We start from the raw sequence: 16665 nt of genomic DNA, 5'->3' as shown, positions 1-16665 counted from the left end.
CATTATTTAATTATTGTTTCGATTCGTGAGGACAGGAACCGAGGATGCAATAGTATGTCACATTGAGCTTGTCGAAATCACGGTGGGTAAAAATTAATTTTTTCTACATCATGGTTCGTATCCTCACGAACCATTATTTTAATTCTCATTTCGATTAGTGAGGACACGAACCGATTATGCAATAATTGTCACATTGAGCTTGTCGAAATGACGATGGGTTTAAAATTAATTTCCTGATGCCATGGTTTCGTTTCCTCACGAACATTATTTAATTATTGTTTCGATTCGTGAGGACAGGAACCGAGGATGCAATAGTATGTCACATTGAGCTTGTCGAAATGACGATGGGTTACAATTAATTTCTTCTACGCCATGGTTCGTGTCCCCACGAAACATTATTTTAGACACGAAACGAGACAATATTTTAATCTCTTCCTGCAAAATCTTCCTTAACCAAACTCCAAAGCAATTTCCTTACTTCATTATAGTCATTAAGGTAATATTTGGCTTCTGAAATATTATTTCCAACTTTAATAGTAAAAGCATCATCTGGTAAGGCTTTAAAAATATCTTCGTCGGTATGGTCATCGCCTAAAGCCAAAATAAAATCAGGGCGTTTACCGTAGAGCCAGTTTAAAGCTGCTTTTCCCTTATTCACTTCCATGTTTTTAAATTCGATGACTTTGTTTCCTGGCATAAGCTGCAAACCCTTGTCAGCAGCTAAAATCTTTAAATGACTCACGATCTCGTTAGCTCGTAAATCGCCTAAACCTTCTTCCGCTTTGCGGTAGTGCCAAACTAATGAGAAACTTTTCTCTTCGATAAAAGAGCCAGGCGTTCTATCTGTGTAAGTTTCTAAAATAGCTTTCATTTCCTGCTTCCATTGGTCGGTTAAAAGCGGTAAACAATTCCATTTATCGCCATGCGCTTTTTGCCATGCACCATGTTCTGCAATTAAATCAACTTTTAAATGCCCGAACCAGTTTTCTAAAGTTTCGTTTCTTCTTCCACTGATGATAACCACACTATTTGATGCATCGGCCGTAAGTTTTTCAATTAAGCTGTAAAGCTCTTCGTCTGGAGATGCATCATCGATATTGCCAGCGAAATCAACTAATGTCCCATCGTAATCTAAAAATAAAACCCTTTTATCGGTTTCATGGTATCGCTTTGTTATATTTTCGTTAATTAAATTAACGGCATGTTTGGTAAGTAATGAATGTTGTGAATCTTTCACTTCGTTTAGTCTTAAAATAAAATTATTAACCCAATGTTTAACATTGAATTTTTCTACAATATCCCGCATGGCTTTCATGCGGATTTGTTGTTCTTCTAAAGGCATTTTTAGCGCCATAACAATAGCCTCCATAATGTCGCCCATATTATTTGGGTTTACAATTATGGCATCGGTTAATTCTTTCGAAGCACCTGCCATTTCACTTAAAATAAGCACCCCATCGTTGTTATTCCGACTGGCAACATATTCCTTACTCACCAAATTCATTCCGTCACGCATTGGTGTAACTAAGCATATATCCGAAGTTGAATATAGGGCCGATAAAACTTCAATTGGAAAGGAACGATAAAAATAATTAACTGGAATCCAGTTAATGGAGCGATATCTGGCATTCAAATTTCCAACAAACTGGTCAATTTGTTCTCTTAAATCGCGGTATTGCGGAACCGTATCTCTCGATGGAACCACAATCATATATAGCTCAATTTTATTGATATATTCGGGGTGGGTTTGCAGAAGCAATTCCAGTGCTTTCAAACGTTCTAAAATTCCTTTACTATAATCCAATCTATCGATAGAAAGAATTACTTTCATATCTTCTTTTCCAGCTCTGAAATATTCTACCTCCCGCTGTACATCGTTGAAGGCTGTTAAGTTCGAAAATTTTTCAAAATCTATTCCCATTGGAAAAGCCTCGACAACAATTTGCCTTTCGTTACTATTTAAAATATTGGCCGATGAATTTACAGGAAGTAACCTGGTTGCCGTACTTAAGAAATGGCGTACATCATCATAAGTATGAAAACCAATTAAATCTGCGCCAAGCATTCCGTTCAGCAGTTCAACTCGCCATGGAATTAACCTGAAAATTTCGTATGATGGGAAAGGAATATGTTGGAAAAAACCGATTGTTGATTCTGGTAGTTTATCGCGTAAAATACCTGATAAAAGTAATAATTGGTAATCCTGTATCCATATTTTATCTTTTTTAGAAAGAACTTTCAAAGCTGCCGCCGCAAACTTTTCGTTTACTGATTTATAACAATCCCAATAACTCTGTTCGTAATGGGCGTAAGTAACTAAATAATGAAATACGGGCCATAAAACTTCGTTTGAAAAGCCCTCGTAGTAAAGATTGATCTCGTCTTGAGTTAGAAATACAGGGTAGAGATTGAGGTCGCTAAGTTTGTCTATTACTTCTTGTTGTCGTTCTTCTGGGACTTCGATGCCTGGCCAGCCAATCCATATAGAGTTGCCAGTTTTGTAAACATCTCCAAGTCCTGTTGCGAGGCCACCCTCGCTCGGAATAAAAATGTACTCGTTGTCTTTTTCAATGATTTTAACGGGTAGTCTGTTCGATATTATAACTGTTTTCATGCTTGTATTTGATGTATCCACATAAATAAAAGCGCTTAAAATAGTTTTTGTTTGAATTATTTGGTTAATAAAACATTCAAATGATTTAAAGTAAATTGATAAACTGCGTATGTGTCGAAATTTGCAGCACTAACAAAATAAATTTTTCGCATAAATTTTGATTGATTTTTATTAGACATAATTAAACATCAACGAAAAAGTTGTTTGTTGATGAGGTTCGGAAAAAACTTCAATACTACCGCGATGCATTTTCATAATGTTGCGACTAATCGTTAAACCAATGCCCGAGCCATTTTTACGTGTAGTGTAAAACGGAACGAAAATTTTTTCTAAATCTGCGGCATCGATACCTTTTCCATTGTCGGTTACATCTATATAAAGTTTGGTGTTTTCTAATCGATAACTTACAGAAATATGAGGACTTTCATTTTCTTCGACAGCGTAAATCCCGTTCGTAATTAGGTTAATCAGTACTTGCTCTATCAGTTTTAAATCTAATTGAACCGTAATTTTTGATGAAGTTTGTTCAACATCCAAAACTACATTTTTAACTTTTGCAAAAGGCTGCATTAGCACTTTAATGTGCTTCAATATTTCGCCTATGGTATGCGATTCGAGGCTTGGTGTTGGTAATTCTGCAATTAAACGATAATCTTTAACAAAATCTAAAAGGCCAGATGAGCGACGTTTAATGGTTTGAAGGGCTGTTTTTAAGTCTTCCATTTCATCCAAATCCAGATTTTCTTTGTCGGTTACCATGCTGTTAATTGTATCAGACAAAGAACTGATCGGGGTAATTGAATTTAAAATTTCATGAGAAATAACACCAATTAACCTATTCCATGCCTCTGTTTCCTTCTGTTCAATTTCATCCTTAATATTTTGGAAACTAATAATGGTGTAATTCTTTCCGTAAAGATTTAGCGGAATAACCTCTGTAGAAAGTTGAATCAGTTTATCCTGAATTTTGAGTTCTAAAAATCTTTTGCCTCCGTTAGCGATTTGTTCAATTTCATTTGCGAAAATTGGCAAATGTTGCTTTAAGCGATGCCAATATTTATAGGCTGGAACACTCAAAAGATTAGATGCCGCCTGATTAAAAAAAGCGATTTCTTCATTTTCGCTTTCAGGAGTAGTATTATTAACTACAATTACGCCAACAGGAACTTGTTCTAAAATGGTTTTAATGAGCTGAAACATCGCCTCTTGCTCCAAACGAATTTGTTTGTGCACCTGGAGAATATCGCCAAATGATTCATACAATTCTGGGAAGCTGCCTTTAGTGGTTTTATTTTTGAAATTTAAAGTATGATCGCGGGTTTTAACGGCTAAAATAAAACGTTTTATATCCGAACGGATTTCGTTAATGTAGTAATAAAGCGAAATAATGGTGCCCAATAAAACCAAGGTTACACCGATAATGGTAAACCAAAGTTGCGTATTTTGGATAAGGTAAAATAGGAGATAGGCAAGCAAGTTAATAACGAGCAACCTTGATATTAAACGAAAAGTAAAGCGTTTGTAAAACATGTTTTTAAAGGTGTTGGGCAAAAGGTTTAGGGTTTAGGGCAGGGCTTAATGCGTTTTAACCTTACGCCTTAAACCATTTACCGCTTACCTTAATTAAATTCCGAATTTTTCTATCCTCCTATATAAAGCTGCTCTGGTTAAGCCCAATTCTGCGGCTGCTTTCGATATATTTCCTTTGTGTTTATCTATAGCTTTTTGCACCATCATTTTCTCCATATCGCCAAGTGCCATTTCATCGGGCATGGTATTATTTTGTGCAAATCGCTGCGGACTAAGCTGTAAATCTTCTTCAGTGATTTCGTTACCATCGCTCATAATTACTGCCCGCTCTAAAACGTGCTGTAGTTCTCTAACATTTCCAGGCCATTTATAACTTAAAAGCATATCCTTTGCTTTATTGCTTAAACTTCGGTTTTCTTTATGATATTTCGAACTAAAAACCTGCATAAAATGATTAGCAAGCAATAAAATATCTGTCCCTCGTTTGCGTAAAGGTGGTAGCAAAAGCTCAACTGTGTTAATACGGAAAAGTAAATCCTGTCTGAATGTATTTTTAGCCACCATTTCATTTAGTGGCATATTCGTTGCCGTAATTAAACGAACATTAACTTTTCTTTCTTTGCTTTCGCCTAAACGTGTTACTGTTCTATTTTGCAAAACACTTAAAAGCTTGGCTTGCAGAGGTAGGGTTAAATTTCCAATCTCATCTAAAAATATTGTTCCGCCATCAGCAAGTTCAAACCTACCAGGTTTATCTTCTTTAGCATCAGTAAAAGCACCTTTTGCGTAGCCAAAAAGCTCGCTTTCGAATAAATTTTCATTTAATGAGCCTAAATCTACATGCATGAAAACCTGATTTTTTCGTTGCGAATTTCCATGAATTTCATAAGCAAAAACCTGCTTTCCAGTACCATTTTCGCCTAAGATAAGAACATTGGCATCTGTTGGAGCAACTTTTAAAAGAGTAGTTTGAAGCTGTTTAATTCCTTCTGCCTGCCCAACAATATTTTCAAAACCCCGAGTTAGGTCTTTTTGTAATGAAGAATGAATTTTCTCTAATTTCTTCACTTTTCTATTCGATTCTCTCAGTTTTGAAGCTGCAGAAATAGTTGCGAAAAGCTTTTCATTTTCCCAGGGTTTAAGAATAAAATCAGTTGCACCTTTCTTAATCGCTTTAACGGCGAGCTCAACATTTCCAAAGGCTGTCATTAAAATTACAACATAATCTTTATCGATTGATAAAATGTGTTCTAACCAGTACAAACCCTCGCGTCCATCGCTTGCACCTTTCTGGTAATTCATATCCAAAAGAATAATATCAACCTCGTTTTTACTTAGCAGAACGTTAATTTCTTTCGGCGATTTGCAAGTAATAACCTGTTTTACCTGCTGTTTAAGGAACAAACGAGCACTCAACAGAATGTCGTCGTCATCATCAATAATTAAAACTGTGGCGTCTAACATGAATTTAAATTTTAAAAACCTCATCCAATTAAAGGAAGAAGTATTTGTTATTTGTGTTATCCCCCTCCTTGAAGAGAGGGAAACGGTGGTTAGATGGTTTGAATTAAATTTTCTATCCACCTTGCTTTTCTCTGCTCTTCGCCCCCTCTCTTCTAGGAGAGGGAAACGGTTAGGTGGTTTGAATTAAATTTTCTATCCACCTTGCTTTTCTCTGCTCTTCGCCCCCTCTCTTCAAGGAGAGGGAAACGCTGGTTAGGTGGTTTGAATTAATTTTCTATCCACCTTGCTTTTCTCTGCTCTTCGCCCCCTCTCCTTGAAGAGAGGGAAACGGTGGTTAGATGGTTTGAATTAAATTTTCTATCCACCTTGCTTTTCTCTGCTCTTCGCCCCCTCTCTTCTAGGAGAGGGAAACGGTGGTTAGGTGGTTTGAATTAAATTTTCTATCCACCTTGCTTTTCTCTGCTCTTCGCCCCCTCTCTTCTAGGAGAGGGGATAAAGGGGTGAGGTTTTTTTATTTCTGCAAATTTCCTCTAATCACATCCATAACCATCCCCAAACTTTCGTTTACCTCTTCATTTGTAAATCTTAATACTTTTATTCCAAGTTCCTCTAATTCATAACTTCTGTTTTTATCATATTCTATGTTATCTACTTGATTATGAATTCCACCATCAATTTCAATAATTAATTTAGCCTCATGAGAATAGAAATCTGCAATATATTTATCCAAAGGATGCTGTCTTCGAAATTTAAAACCTAAAATATTTTTGTTCCTCAAACTTCGCCAAACTATTGCTTCTGCATCAGTTTGAGTTTTCCTCAATACCTTAGAAAACTCAAAGAGTTTATGGTTTGCTCCCTTGAAAAGTTCATCTCCGTAGTTTTCCATTTTTTTCTAAAATGCCTCACCCTATAAAGGTAAAAGTATTTGTTCTTTTGTGCTCTCCCTCTACTTGAAGAGAGGGAAATTTCGATTAGGTGGTTTGAACCAATTCGACAACTTATACTTTGCTTTTTTCTGCTCTTCGCTCCCTCTCTTCAAGGAGAGGGATAATGGGGTGAGGTTCTTTCTCCAAAAATAACTAAACTGTCCGCTCTCGCACATAAACTGTTCGATAATGAACATTAAAAAAATATAAAAACTTTTAAATATCTGATAGTTAGTATTTTAATTGTGTTTTGGGCTTTTGGCACAAGCTTGGATATTAAGCAAACCAAACAGTACAACCGAACAATGGATAAGAAAATAGACAAGAAAAGATTTAGCACTAAAACCTTGATTATAATAGGTGGAGCAATTGCTTTCATAGCAGTTGTAATTTATGGCTATACTCTATCATTAAAGAAAACATATAGTGCCGATGCCGATAAATTAACCATTAGTAAAGTAGAATATGGCGATTTCGAAGATGTTGTTTTGTTAAATGCCAGTGTTGTTCCTTTAACATCTGTTATCGTAAGTTCATCGGAAGGTGGCACAGTTGCAGAAATTTTTACCGAAAATGGCGCATCAGTGGTTAAAGGAACTCCTTTACTTAGAATTGCAAATTCGAATGCAATGCTGGGCTATACTTCACAGCAAACTGCTGCTACAGAGCAAATTAATCAGTTACGCAAATCAAGATTGGATTTAGAGCAAAATCAAAGAATTTTGAATCAAGATGTTTTGGATGTGGAAAATAACTTACGTACCGCAACCCGTCAATATCGATTAGATAGTAGCTTGTATCTTAAAAAAGTAATAACGCTACAGGAATTTAATAAGTCCAGTCAGGATTACGAATATTATCAGGGTAAGCTGAAAATCGTTCGTCAGGCAATAAATCAAGAAAATCAGAGTAGAAAAATGCAGCTGGCGCAAATCGATCAATCGATGGGACAAATGAACGAAAGTTTAGAAATGATCCGTAAAAACATCGAAAACATGACGATAAAAGCGCCTGTTTCTGGAAAGCTTTCTTCTTACGATCCTGTAACTGGTAAATCATACAATTCAAACGAAATGATAGGAAAAATTGATGTTTTGCAAGGTTATAAGTTGCAGGCTGGTGTTGATGAATATTATATAAATAGAGTTAAAGAAGGACAGACTGCTACTTGCGAATTCAATGGTAAAACCTACGATTTAACAGTTAGCAAAGTAATTCCCGAGGTTACAGCTGGTCAATTTCAGGTAGAAATGGTTTTCAAAATACCAGCACCAGAAGGTTTGCGTCGTGGCTTATCGTTACAAACAAAGTTAACTTTATCTGATAACAGCAAATCGTTGCTCCTTGCACAAGGTCAGTTTTTCCAAAGTACAGGTGGTTCGTGGGTGTTTGTGGTAAACAATGGTAAAGCAATTAAGAAAAACGTTAAAATCGGAAGAAAAAATTACTTGTATTACGAAATATTAGAAGGTTTGGCCAAAGGCGATGAAGTTATTACCTCATCTTACGATCAATTTAATCAGTTTGACCAGGTACAGATAAATAAATAAAATGAAAAAAACCTTCTGTACAATTTCTCTTATTTGTTTGATATTCTTTGCAAATGGGCAGGGAATCTTCAAGAGAGAAGCAAACTTGAAAGACAGTAAAAACGGAATAGCCTACGAAATGAATATTTGGTGCAAATCGGCAAAAGACGCCAAGCAAACTAAAGCATTAGCAATATTTAAAATGCAGGGTAATACAGATCTATTAGATAATATTGATCTGGTGCAGGGAGAAGAATTGAAATTTAATATTTCATTAAAATCAACAAATACAGAAATACAGCTTGAACCAGGTGTATATACTTTTAAACTTTACCATAAAACACTTGGCGAAAAAGAGTTTGAAATCAAAATGGAAAAGGGACAAAAAGCAAATATACAGCTGACCGTAAAATAACTTCAACAATGATAAAGATCGAAAAATTAGAAAAAGTTTACAAAACTGAAGAAGTAGAAACTACTGCACTTAATGGAATTAACTTTCATGTAAAAGAAGGTGAATTTGTTTCCATAATGGGGCCATCTGGTTGTGGAAAATCAACTTTGTTAAACGTAATGGGTTTGTTAGATAAACCTGAAAGCGGTAGCTATAAGTTTATTGACACCGAATTGTTAACCTTAAACGACAGAGAACGTTCTAATTTCCGTAAAAGAAATATGGGTTTCGTTTTTCAGAATTTCAACTTAATTGATGAGTTAACTGTTTTCGAAAACATCGAATTGCCATTGATTTATAATAAGGTTCCTGCTGGAGAACGCAAAAAACTGGTTAATGAAATCATCGAAAGGATGAACATCGTAAACCGTAGCGGTCACTTTCCACAGCAGCTTTCTGGCGGTCAGCAGCAACGTGTGGCCGTGGCAAGGGCTTTGGTTACCAAACCAAAGTTGGTTTTAGCCGATGAACCTACAGGTAACTTGGATAGTTCTCATGGTAACGAAGTTATGGAATTGCTTTGCGAGTTAAACGAAACTGGAACTACAATCGTAATGGTAACACACTCAAGTCACGACGCAAGTTTTTCAAACAGAATCATCAACCTCAAAGATGGTCACGTGATTTCTGAAAAGATAAATAAAAGCAGAAACGAGGAATTGATATAAAGATTTAGAGCTGAAAGCTCAAAGACCAAAGTTCAAAAACTTTGATCGAGTAAAATTTAGTTTTAGTTTAATGATAGCCAATCGAATCTTCCTGGATAGGGAGATTCGGATAAGGCGCTTTTTAAAGGTAAAAGCTTAGAGGTTTAAGGCGTAAGGCCGACGCCCTAAACCTTATATCTTAAACCCTACACCCTATGTTCAAATTAAATTTAAAAATCGCATTGCGAAACCTTTGGAAAAATAAAGGATTTTCTCTTATCAATATAGGAGGATTGGCCATTGGTTTGGCTAGTTGCATGATTTTGCTTTTATATGTAGCCTACGAATGGAGCTATGATAAGCAATTTAAAAACAATGAAAAAACTTATGTAGTTTATCAAAGCGTTGTTGCTAATGGCAAAACATTTAGTTGGTCGTGGACACCCAATGTGATGGCTCGTGATTTACAAGAGAAATTTCCAGGTGTTAAATATGCTTCGCATTCAACCTATCCAAGGCTAAATTTAATCACTGTCGGAGAAAATAAAATCGGGAGTAAAATTGTGTTTGCCGATCAAAATTTTCTTAAAATATTAGATTATAAATTTATCAAAGGAAACCCCTCAAAGGTTTTAAAAGATATTAATACCGTTATCCTCACTAAATCTTTCGCAGAAAAATTATTTGGTAATGAAGATCCAATTAATAAAACCATAAAGTTAGAAAATCAAGATGTTTTAATAGTGGAAGCCGTAATGGATGATGCGCCAGCCAATAGCAGTATCAAGTTCGATTGTATAATGCCATGGGAATTATTTGTTAAAAGAGAAAACTGGGCAAAGGAAGACAATTGGGGAAATAACATGTGTCTTACCCTGGTGCAATTAAAAGATAATAGCGATTTTACTAAGGCAAACAACGATATAAAAGGAATTTATAAAAGGCATAATAAAGAAATTACAGCAGATGCTATGCTTCATCCTTTAACTAAATGGCATTTGTACGGCGATTTCGAAAATGGAAAGTCGATCGGTGGTAAAATAGACCAGCTTAAAATATTTTTACTGCTAGCCTTTTGCATACTACTAATCGCTTGTGTAAACTTCATGAATTTATCAACTGCACGTTCTGAGCGTAGGGCTAAAGAAGTTGGTGTGCGTAAAGCAATTGGTTCAACACGTAAATCTTTAGTGAGCCAATTTTTCCTAGAGTCGATGCTGATTACATTTATTGCTACTGTCTTAGCCTTTATCTTGGTTGAAGTGAGTTTGCCATATTTCAATAATCTACTGAATATTAAGCTTATTATCAATTATAATAACAGTGCTTTTTGGCTACTTCTTTTCGGCCTGATGATTTTTACGGGTTTCGTTGCTGGAAGTTATCCTGCATTATATCTTTCATCTTTTGAGCCAATTAAAGTATTAAAAGGCTTCAAGATTAAAACAGATTCGTCGGTTTCGGTAAGGAAGATTTTGGTAGTAGGGCAATTCGTTTTTGCTGCTTGTTTAATTATTTGCACGGTAGTTATCTATCAGCAACTTAATTATATCAAAAACAAACCTATCGGATATAACCAATCAAATTTACTTCAAATTGCAGTTGATGGAAAATTACGAGATCAGAACAAATTAGAACTTCTTAAAACTCAGTTATTAAAATCGGGCGCTGTAACTAATGTAACTTTTTTTAGTTCAGATTTTACCGAGGGTGGAAATAATACTACAAATATCGAATGGGAAGGCAAAAATCCAAATGAGCTAGTTTCCTTTAATCACAGAGGAATTGGTTATGATTTTGCCGAAACTATCGGTACAGAAATAATCAGTGGGAGAGAGTTTTCTCCTAAATTTTTAAACGATACGAATAGTGTAATGCTAAATGAATCGGCAGTAAAAATGATGGGTTTGAAAAATCCAATAGGTGCCGTAATTGATTTTTGGGGTAATAGATTAACGAATGTTGGCGTGGTTAAAGATTTTGTTGTAGAAAGTGCTTATCAAAAAGTAGCACCTATGATTTTTTATCTAAATACAAAAGATAATGCAAGTATGATTATCGCTCGCTTAAGTCCAAATCAAAATATCAGTTCATCATTAGCCAAAATAGATGAGCTGGTAAATCAAATGGAGCCTAACTATCCTGTTAACAGAAAGTTTGTAAATGAATCTTTCGAAGTGAAATTTCAAGATGAAAAACTTTTAGGAACGCTGTCAAACTGGTTTGGTGGTTTTGCTATTTTCATTTCTTGTTTAGGTTTATTAGGTTTAGCTCTTTTCATGGCCGAGCAACGCAAAAAAGAAATCAGTATCCGTAAAGTTTTAGGGGCCAGCACAGCAAATATCCTTACGCTTTTAAATAAAGATTTTATAAAACTGGTGGCTATAGCAAATATTATTGCCTTTCCATTGGCTTATGTCATCATTAATAAATGGCTTTCTGCATTCGAGTATCGCGTTTCAATTTCGGCCTGGCCATTTGTTGTCGCGGCTGGCATTTCTGTAATTATTGCCGTGCTAACTGTAAGCATACAATCGGTAAAAGTTGCGAAGGCTAACCCTGTTGATGCACTTAAATATGAATAAAGAATGGTTGTAAGTTTTACGTTTTAAGTTTAAAACGTACGACTTAAAACTTACTACTTAATACTCGAAATATGTTCAAACTTAACTTAAAAATCGCTTTGCGAAACCTTTGGAGAAATAAAGGATTTACCCTGATTAATTTGGGTGGATTGGCTATTGGTTTAGCCAGCTGCATGGTTTTACTTTTATATGTTGCTTATGAATATGGTTACGATAAGCAATTTACTGATTACGACAAAACGTACGTAATGTACAATAACCAGAAAACAGCAAAAGAAACATTTAGTTTTATGGCTTTTCCTGGAAAGTTACAGGATGATATAAAAGCGAAAGTTCCTGGTGTTGCTAAAGTTAGTCGACTATCTTATCCAGAATTGCAGTTGCTTACTTACAATCAGAATAATTTTAAGGCAAGTGCGAGCTTTGCCGATCCCGATTTCCTGAAAATGTTTGATTACAAGGTTTTGAAAGGAAATCCTTCTACGTTTCTTAAAAATCCTGATGGTGTAATCTTATCTGAAACCCTTGCTAAAAATCTTTTTGGCAGCGAAGATCCAATAAATAAAGTGGTTAAGTTGGACAATAATCAAAGCTTAAAAGTAGAAGGTGTTATTGAAGACAGACCAAAAAACAGCACCTTAGAAATAGATTATCTCCTTTCGTGGAATTTATATGAAAAATTAAATCCATGGATAAAAGATAGTGGCTGGGGAAACAATTTTTGTATGATATTTCTTCAACTTCAGGATAATTCATTTTTTGATAAGGTTAATAATCAGCTTCATGGGATGATTAAAGCCCATGATAAAGACGCTAATGGCGAACCGTTTATACATCCACTTTCTAAATGGCATCTGTACGAAAAATTTGAAAACGGAAAAAATGTTGGCGGTAGAATAGATCAGTTAAGAATATTTTTCTTGCTTGCATTTTGCATACTTCTAATTGCTTGTGTAAACTTTATGAATCTTTCTACTGCAAAATCAGAGAAAAGATCGAGAGAAGTAGGCGTGCGTAAGGCGATAGGTTCTTCAAGAAAAAATCTTATAGGCCAATTTATGTTCGAATCTATTTTGCTTACTACATTAAGTATGTTAGTTGCTTTTGTTTTAATTGAGGTGAGTTTGCCTTATTTTAATAATTTGTTGGGCATAACGCTTCAAATAGATTACAAAGAATGGCAGTTTTGGTCTGTTTTTTTAGGACTTACCTTACTAACGGGTATTGTTGCAGGCAGTTATCCAGCATTTTATCTTTCGTCATTCGATCCGGTAAAAGTATTAAAGGGTTTCAAATTGGGTGGTGGTTCTTCGCTTTCAATTCGTAAATTTTTAGTTGTTTTCCAGTTTGTATTTGCAGCTTGTTTAATCGTTTGTACTGCTGTTATTTATCAGCAACTTAATTTTATTAAAAACAAACCTATTGGTTACGATAGAGCAAATTTAATTCAAATCCCGATTACTGGAGAATTAGCTGCAAAAGGAAAGAGAGAAGTGCTCAAAAATGAACTATTGAAATCGGGTGCAGTTACAAGCGTAACCGAATATAGTAACTCTTTAACCGCTGGAGGTAATAATACTTATGGAGTTAACTGGCCTGGTAAAGATCCAGCAGATAAAATTCTGGTAAACTTTAGGTTCACAGATCTTGATTTAGCAAAAACTACTGGAATGGAGATTTTGGATGGGCGTGATTTTTCAAAAGATTTTGTTGATACAAGCAATGTATTGGTAAACGAGGCGCTGGTTAAAGTTATGGGAATGAAAAATCCAGTAGGTAAGTTAATTGATTGGGATCAGCCACTTCGCATTATCGGGGTAATGAAAGATTATGTAATGGAATCGGCTTATCAAAAACCTCAGCCGCTTCTAATTGCTCAAAATCCGAGTAGAGCAACCTTTTTAATTTTAAGATTAAACGATAAGCAAAATATTAGCTCATCGGTAAATATGATAACAAGTGAAGTTAAAAAGTTGAATCCAGCTTACCCTGCAGATATAAGGTTTGTTAGTGATAATTTTGAGAAAAAATTTAAAAGTGAAAAACTTTTAGGAACGCTTTCAAACTGGTTTGGCGGCTTTGCAATCTTCATTTCTTGTTTAGGATTATTAGGCTTAGCGCTTTTTATGGCCGAACAACGTAAAAAAGAAATCAGTATTCGTAAAGTTTTAGGAGCCAGTACAGGTAATATCCTCACCCTATTGAATAAAGATTTTATCAAACTAGTAGCTATTGCAAATTTAATAGCATTTCCTGTAGCCTATATTATTATTAATAAGTGGCTTTCTGGTTACGAATATCGGATATCAATTTCGGCCATTCCGTTTTTAGTAGCCATTACCTTATCTGTTTTAATAGCCGTGTTAACGGTCAGCATACAATCGATAAAAGTGGCAAAAGCTAACCCTGTTGATGCTTTGAAATATGAATAGAATCGAGTTAGCAGTTGCGGGTTACCAGTTGAAAGTCTGGGCTCGTAACAGGTAACACAAAACCAATAACCCAAATATGTTCAGACTTAACTTAAAAATCGCGTTGCGAAATCTGTGGAGAAACAGAGGTATAACATCAATCAATGTTGGTGGTTTAGCCATTGCTTTGGCTGCTTTTATTTTAGTTGTAATGTATTTTACTTACGAAACCAGTTTCGATAAATCCAATCCGAATTACAATAATATTTATGTAGTAGGGAGAATATATCCTGATTTTAAAACGAATTATACGTCTCCACCTTTTGCAAAAGCCATTAAGCAGAACTTTCCTGAGGTTGTGCGGGCTGGCATTACCAAAAATGAAACTTTTGAGTTGGCTTTAAAAAACAAGGGTAAAACAACGTTTATTAAAAACTTTATGTATTCGGATTACGAGGCGGCTGCAATGCTCAATCTTAATCCGAGCACAGGTTTGCAAAAACCAAATGGAGAAAGTGAGTTCTTTTTTTATATAAATAAAGAAGGTATGACGGTGCTTTTTCCAAATAAAAAAGATGAAAAACCAGAAATGGTAAGCATGGGAAGTAGTACTTCTGGTCAAACAGGAATGATAACTGGCTCGATTGTAAATGATTCGCATTCAAATATAACTTTTGATGCCTTATCTGTAGCAAGCGAATTGGGTAAAGGTGAAAATTATGGTTATAATAACTATAACACATACATTCAGGTTAAACCAGGAACTGATGTTGTAAATCTGGAGCAAAAAATAACAGACCTTTACAGAAAAGAGTTATTAAAAGGCGAAACCGACCAGAAAACAATTGAAGAAATAAAAAGTATTTCCACATTTCTAGATCCGCTTTCAAACTTACATTTAAGACCTAAAGCTGGTAATGATGCACCATATAAAATTTTATTAGCCCTTTCCGTATTAGGAATTTTGATTCTGGTTATAGCATGTATCAATTTTACAAATCTGAGCATTGCACAAGCGACAAAAAGAGCAAAAGAAGTTGGCGTTAAAAAAGTGATGGGTGCATATCGTTTTCAGCTGACTACACAATTTCTTGCAGAGATATTTATACAATGCTTTGTAGCTACGATTCTTGCCCTAATTTTGGCTGAACTGGCTTTGCCGTATTTCAATAATCTTTTCCAGATCAATCTATCCATCTGGACAATTGAAAATAATCTGTTTTGGCAGTTGCCACTCGTTTTATGTTTGATAACCATAATCGCTGGTACCTATCCATCTTTGGTTTTATCGGGATTTAAGCCCGCTTTGGTGCTTAAAGGTAATTTCTCTACCAGCAAACAAAGTTCATGGTTAAGAAACGGATTATTGGTTTTTCAGTTTAGCATTGCCGTAATTTTTATTATTGGTTTGCTGATAATCAATTCTCAATTGAAATATATGCGCACTCAAGATTTGGGCTTTACAGCAAATCAGGTGGTTTACATTAAAAATATTACCTACTTCAATAAACCTGATAAATTTGCTCCAATTAGGGATAAGATTTTAAAAATCGATGGAATAAAAGCTGCAACTGTGGCAACCGATGTTCCAGATGGTGCAGAAAATGGTTCAAATGGTTACACTTTTGAGGGGGTGCAAGCCAGTATTGATTTTGTTGATGTAGATTTTGATTACTTCGAAACGCTGGATATTAAGCTGAAACAAGGTCGCTTTTTCTCATCATCATTCAGTACCGATACCGTAAATTCTGCAGTAATTAATGAAAGTGCAGTGGCCAAATATGGAATGAAAAATCCAGTTGGGAAAACAATTAAAGGCTGTAATACCGATTACAAAATTGTAGGTGTAATTAAAGATTTTAAGGCACAGGGATTTGAAAGCCTTGTTCAGCCGACTATTTATTCAATCAAAAATCCTTGTGGAAATCCGAAACTACAGATCATGCTGAAGATTGAGGAAAACAAAATGGCTTCGGCTTTGGCCGCTTTAAAATCGCAATGGCCTCAAATAAATCCTAAAGATGGAGAAGATTTCAGGTACGAATTTTTAGATGAGCTTTACGGAAAACTCTTCAAAAAACAAGAACAACTACAATCGGTATTTTTTGCCGCCGCATTGCTTACCATTTTCATCGCCATATTAGGTTTGTTTGCCTTTGCAAAATACATTACAAATGGTAGAATAAAAGAGATAGCCGTTCGTAAAATTTTAGGTGCAAGCGATGTTCAAATCTTCAAACTAATTAATCGTTCGTTCTTAATTATGGTTCTTTTAGCCAATGTTATATCGTGGCCAGTTGCCTACATCCTTACCAAAAAATGGCTTGAAACCTTTGCTTACCGAATCGATTTGCCAGTGCTGCCATTTGTAATGAGCGCTACAATAACCATTTTATTAACCATCATTACCGTGAGCATTCAGGCTAAAAAAGCTGTTAAAGCTAATCCTGTCGATGCTTTGAAATACGAATAATAGTTGGTAATAAGTTATACGTTTTAAGT

The 16665-nt window shown here is 35.2% G+C and carries 11 protein-coding genes; 7 read left to right on the top strand and 4 right to left on the bottom strand.

Annotation, left to right across the window (positions count from 1 at the left end; translation table 11 throughout):
• Positions 1-424: 424 nt before the first annotated feature.
• The 3 genes from ACZZZI_RS21865 to ACZZZI_RS21855 all read right to left on the bottom strand — a co-directional run bounded on the left by ACZZZI_RS21865 (position 425) and on the right by ACZZZI_RS21855 (position 5608).
• A complete protein-coding gene (locus ACZZZI_RS21865) occupies positions 425-2614 on the bottom strand; it encodes a bifunctional alpha,alpha-trehalose-phosphate synthase (UDP-forming)/trehalose-phosphatase (RefSeq protein ID WP_463491392.1) in 2190 nt (729 codons plus the stop codon).
• Between the two features lie 171 nt (positions 2615-2785).
• Positions 2786-4144, bottom strand: coding sequence for a sensor histidine kinase (locus tag ACZZZI_RS21860; RefSeq protein WP_463491390.1), 1359 nt, complete (start codon positions 4142-4144; stop codon positions 2786-2788).
• Positions 4145-4237: 93 nt separating this feature from the next.
• Positions 4238-5608, bottom strand: coding sequence for a sigma-54-dependent transcriptional regulator (locus ACZZZI_RS21855; protein WP_316756946.1), 1371 nt, complete (start codon positions 5606-5608; stop codon positions 4238-4240).
• On the opposite strand from ACZZZI_RS21855, the gene ACZZZI_RS21850 reads away from it, so the two are divergent.
• A complete protein-coding gene (locus tag ACZZZI_RS21850; protein WP_463491388.1) occupies positions 5607-5795 on the top strand; it encodes a hypothetical protein in 189 nt (62 codons plus the stop codon). The genes ACZZZI_RS21855 and ACZZZI_RS21850 overlap by 2 nt on opposite strands.
• A gap of 324 nt (positions 5796-6119) precedes the next feature.
• On the opposite strand, the gene ACZZZI_RS21845 is transcribed toward ACZZZI_RS21850, so the two are convergent.
• Positions 6120-6497 (bottom strand): endonuclease domain-containing protein, encoded by a 378-nt coding sequence (locus ACZZZI_RS21845; RefSeq protein WP_463491386.1) that lies wholly within the window; start codon positions 6495-6497, stop codon positions 6120-6122.
• A 345-nt stretch (positions 6498-6842) separates the two neighbouring features.
• On the opposite strand from ACZZZI_RS21845, the gene ACZZZI_RS21840 reads away from it, so the two are divergent.
• The 6 genes from ACZZZI_RS21840 to ACZZZI_RS21815 all read left to right on the top strand — a co-directional run bounded on the left by ACZZZI_RS21840 (position 6843) and on the right by ACZZZI_RS21815 (position 16636).
• Positions 6843-8087: an efflux RND transporter periplasmic adaptor subunit gene (locus ACZZZI_RS21840; protein ID WP_424059013.1), complete on the top strand. Its 1245-nt coding sequence runs from the start codon at positions 6843-6845 to the stop codon at positions 8085-8087.
• 1 nt (position 8088) lies between these two features.
• Positions 8089-8481: a hypothetical protein gene (locus ACZZZI_RS21835; RefSeq protein ID WP_463491383.1), complete on the top strand. Its 393-nt coding sequence runs from the start codon at positions 8089-8091 to the stop codon at positions 8479-8481.
• A gap of 8 nt (positions 8482-8489) precedes the next feature.
• Positions 8490-9188 (top strand): ABC transporter ATP-binding protein, encoded by a 699-nt coding sequence (locus tag ACZZZI_RS21830; protein WP_316756954.1) that lies wholly within the window; start codon positions 8490-8492, stop codon positions 9186-9188.
• A 194-nt stretch (positions 9189-9382) separates the two neighbouring features.
• Complete coding sequence (locus ACZZZI_RS21825) at positions 9383-11752, top strand: ABC transporter permease (RefSeq protein WP_463491381.1); 2370 nt, start codon at positions 9383-9385, stop codon at positions 11750-11752.
• 71 nt (positions 11753-11823) lie between these two features.
• On the top strand, positions 11824-14184 hold the full coding sequence (locus ACZZZI_RS21820) for an ABC transporter permease (protein WP_344766294.1): 2361 nt from the start codon (positions 11824-11826) through the stop codon (positions 14182-14184).
• 76 nt (positions 14185-14260) lie between these two features.
• The gene (locus tag ACZZZI_RS21815; RefSeq protein WP_463491378.1) at positions 14261-16636 is read left to right on the top strand and encodes an ABC transporter permease; all 2376 of its coding nucleotides are present in this window, start codon (positions 14261-14263) and stop codon (positions 16634-16636) included.
• Positions 16637-16665 lie beyond the last annotated feature (29 nt).

The organism is Pedobacter sp. AC190, assembly GCF_979258025.1.
This window is presented reverse-complemented; position numbering and strand designations above follow the sequence as displayed.

Coding starts and splice junctions, on each gene's coding strand:
- ACZZZI_RS21840 (WP_424059013.1), top strand. CDS start 6,843: ATGGATAAGAAAATAGACAAGAAAAGATTTAGCACTAAAACCTTGATT.
- ACZZZI_RS21815 (WP_463491378.1), top strand. CDS start 14,261: ATGTTCAGACTTAACTTAAAAATCGCGTTGCGAAATCTGTGGAGAAAC.
- ACZZZI_RS21845 (WP_463491386.1), bottom strand. CDS start 6,497: ATGGAAAACTACGGAGATGAACTTTTCAAGGGAGCAAACCATAAACTC.
- ACZZZI_RS21860 (WP_463491390.1), bottom strand. CDS start 4,144: ATGTTTTACAAACGCTTTACTTTTCGTTTAATATCAAGGTTGCTCGTT.
- ACZZZI_RS21850 (WP_463491388.1), top strand. CDS start 5,607: ATGAATTTAAATTTTAAAAACCTCATCCAATTAAAGGAAGAAGTATTT.
- ACZZZI_RS21830 (WP_316756954.1), top strand. CDS start 8,490: ATGATAAAGATCGAAAAATTAGAAAAAGTTTACAAAACTGAAGAAGTA.
- ACZZZI_RS21820 (WP_344766294.1), top strand. CDS start 11,824: ATGTTCAAACTTAACTTAAAAATCGCTTTGCGAAACCTTTGGAGAAAT.
- ACZZZI_RS21835 (WP_463491383.1), top strand. CDS start 8,089: ATGAAAAAAACCTTCTGTACAATTTCTCTTATTTGTTTGATATTCTTT.
- ACZZZI_RS21865 (WP_463491392.1), bottom strand. CDS start 2,614: ATGAAAACAGTTATAATATCGAACAGACTACCCGTTAAAATCATTGAA.
- ACZZZI_RS21825 (WP_463491381.1), top strand. CDS start 9,383: ATGTTCAAATTAAATTTAAAAATCGCATTGCGAAACCTTTGGAAAAAT.
- ACZZZI_RS21855 (WP_316756946.1), bottom strand. CDS start 5,608: ATGTTAGACGCCACAGTTTTAATTATTGATGATGACGACGACATTCTG.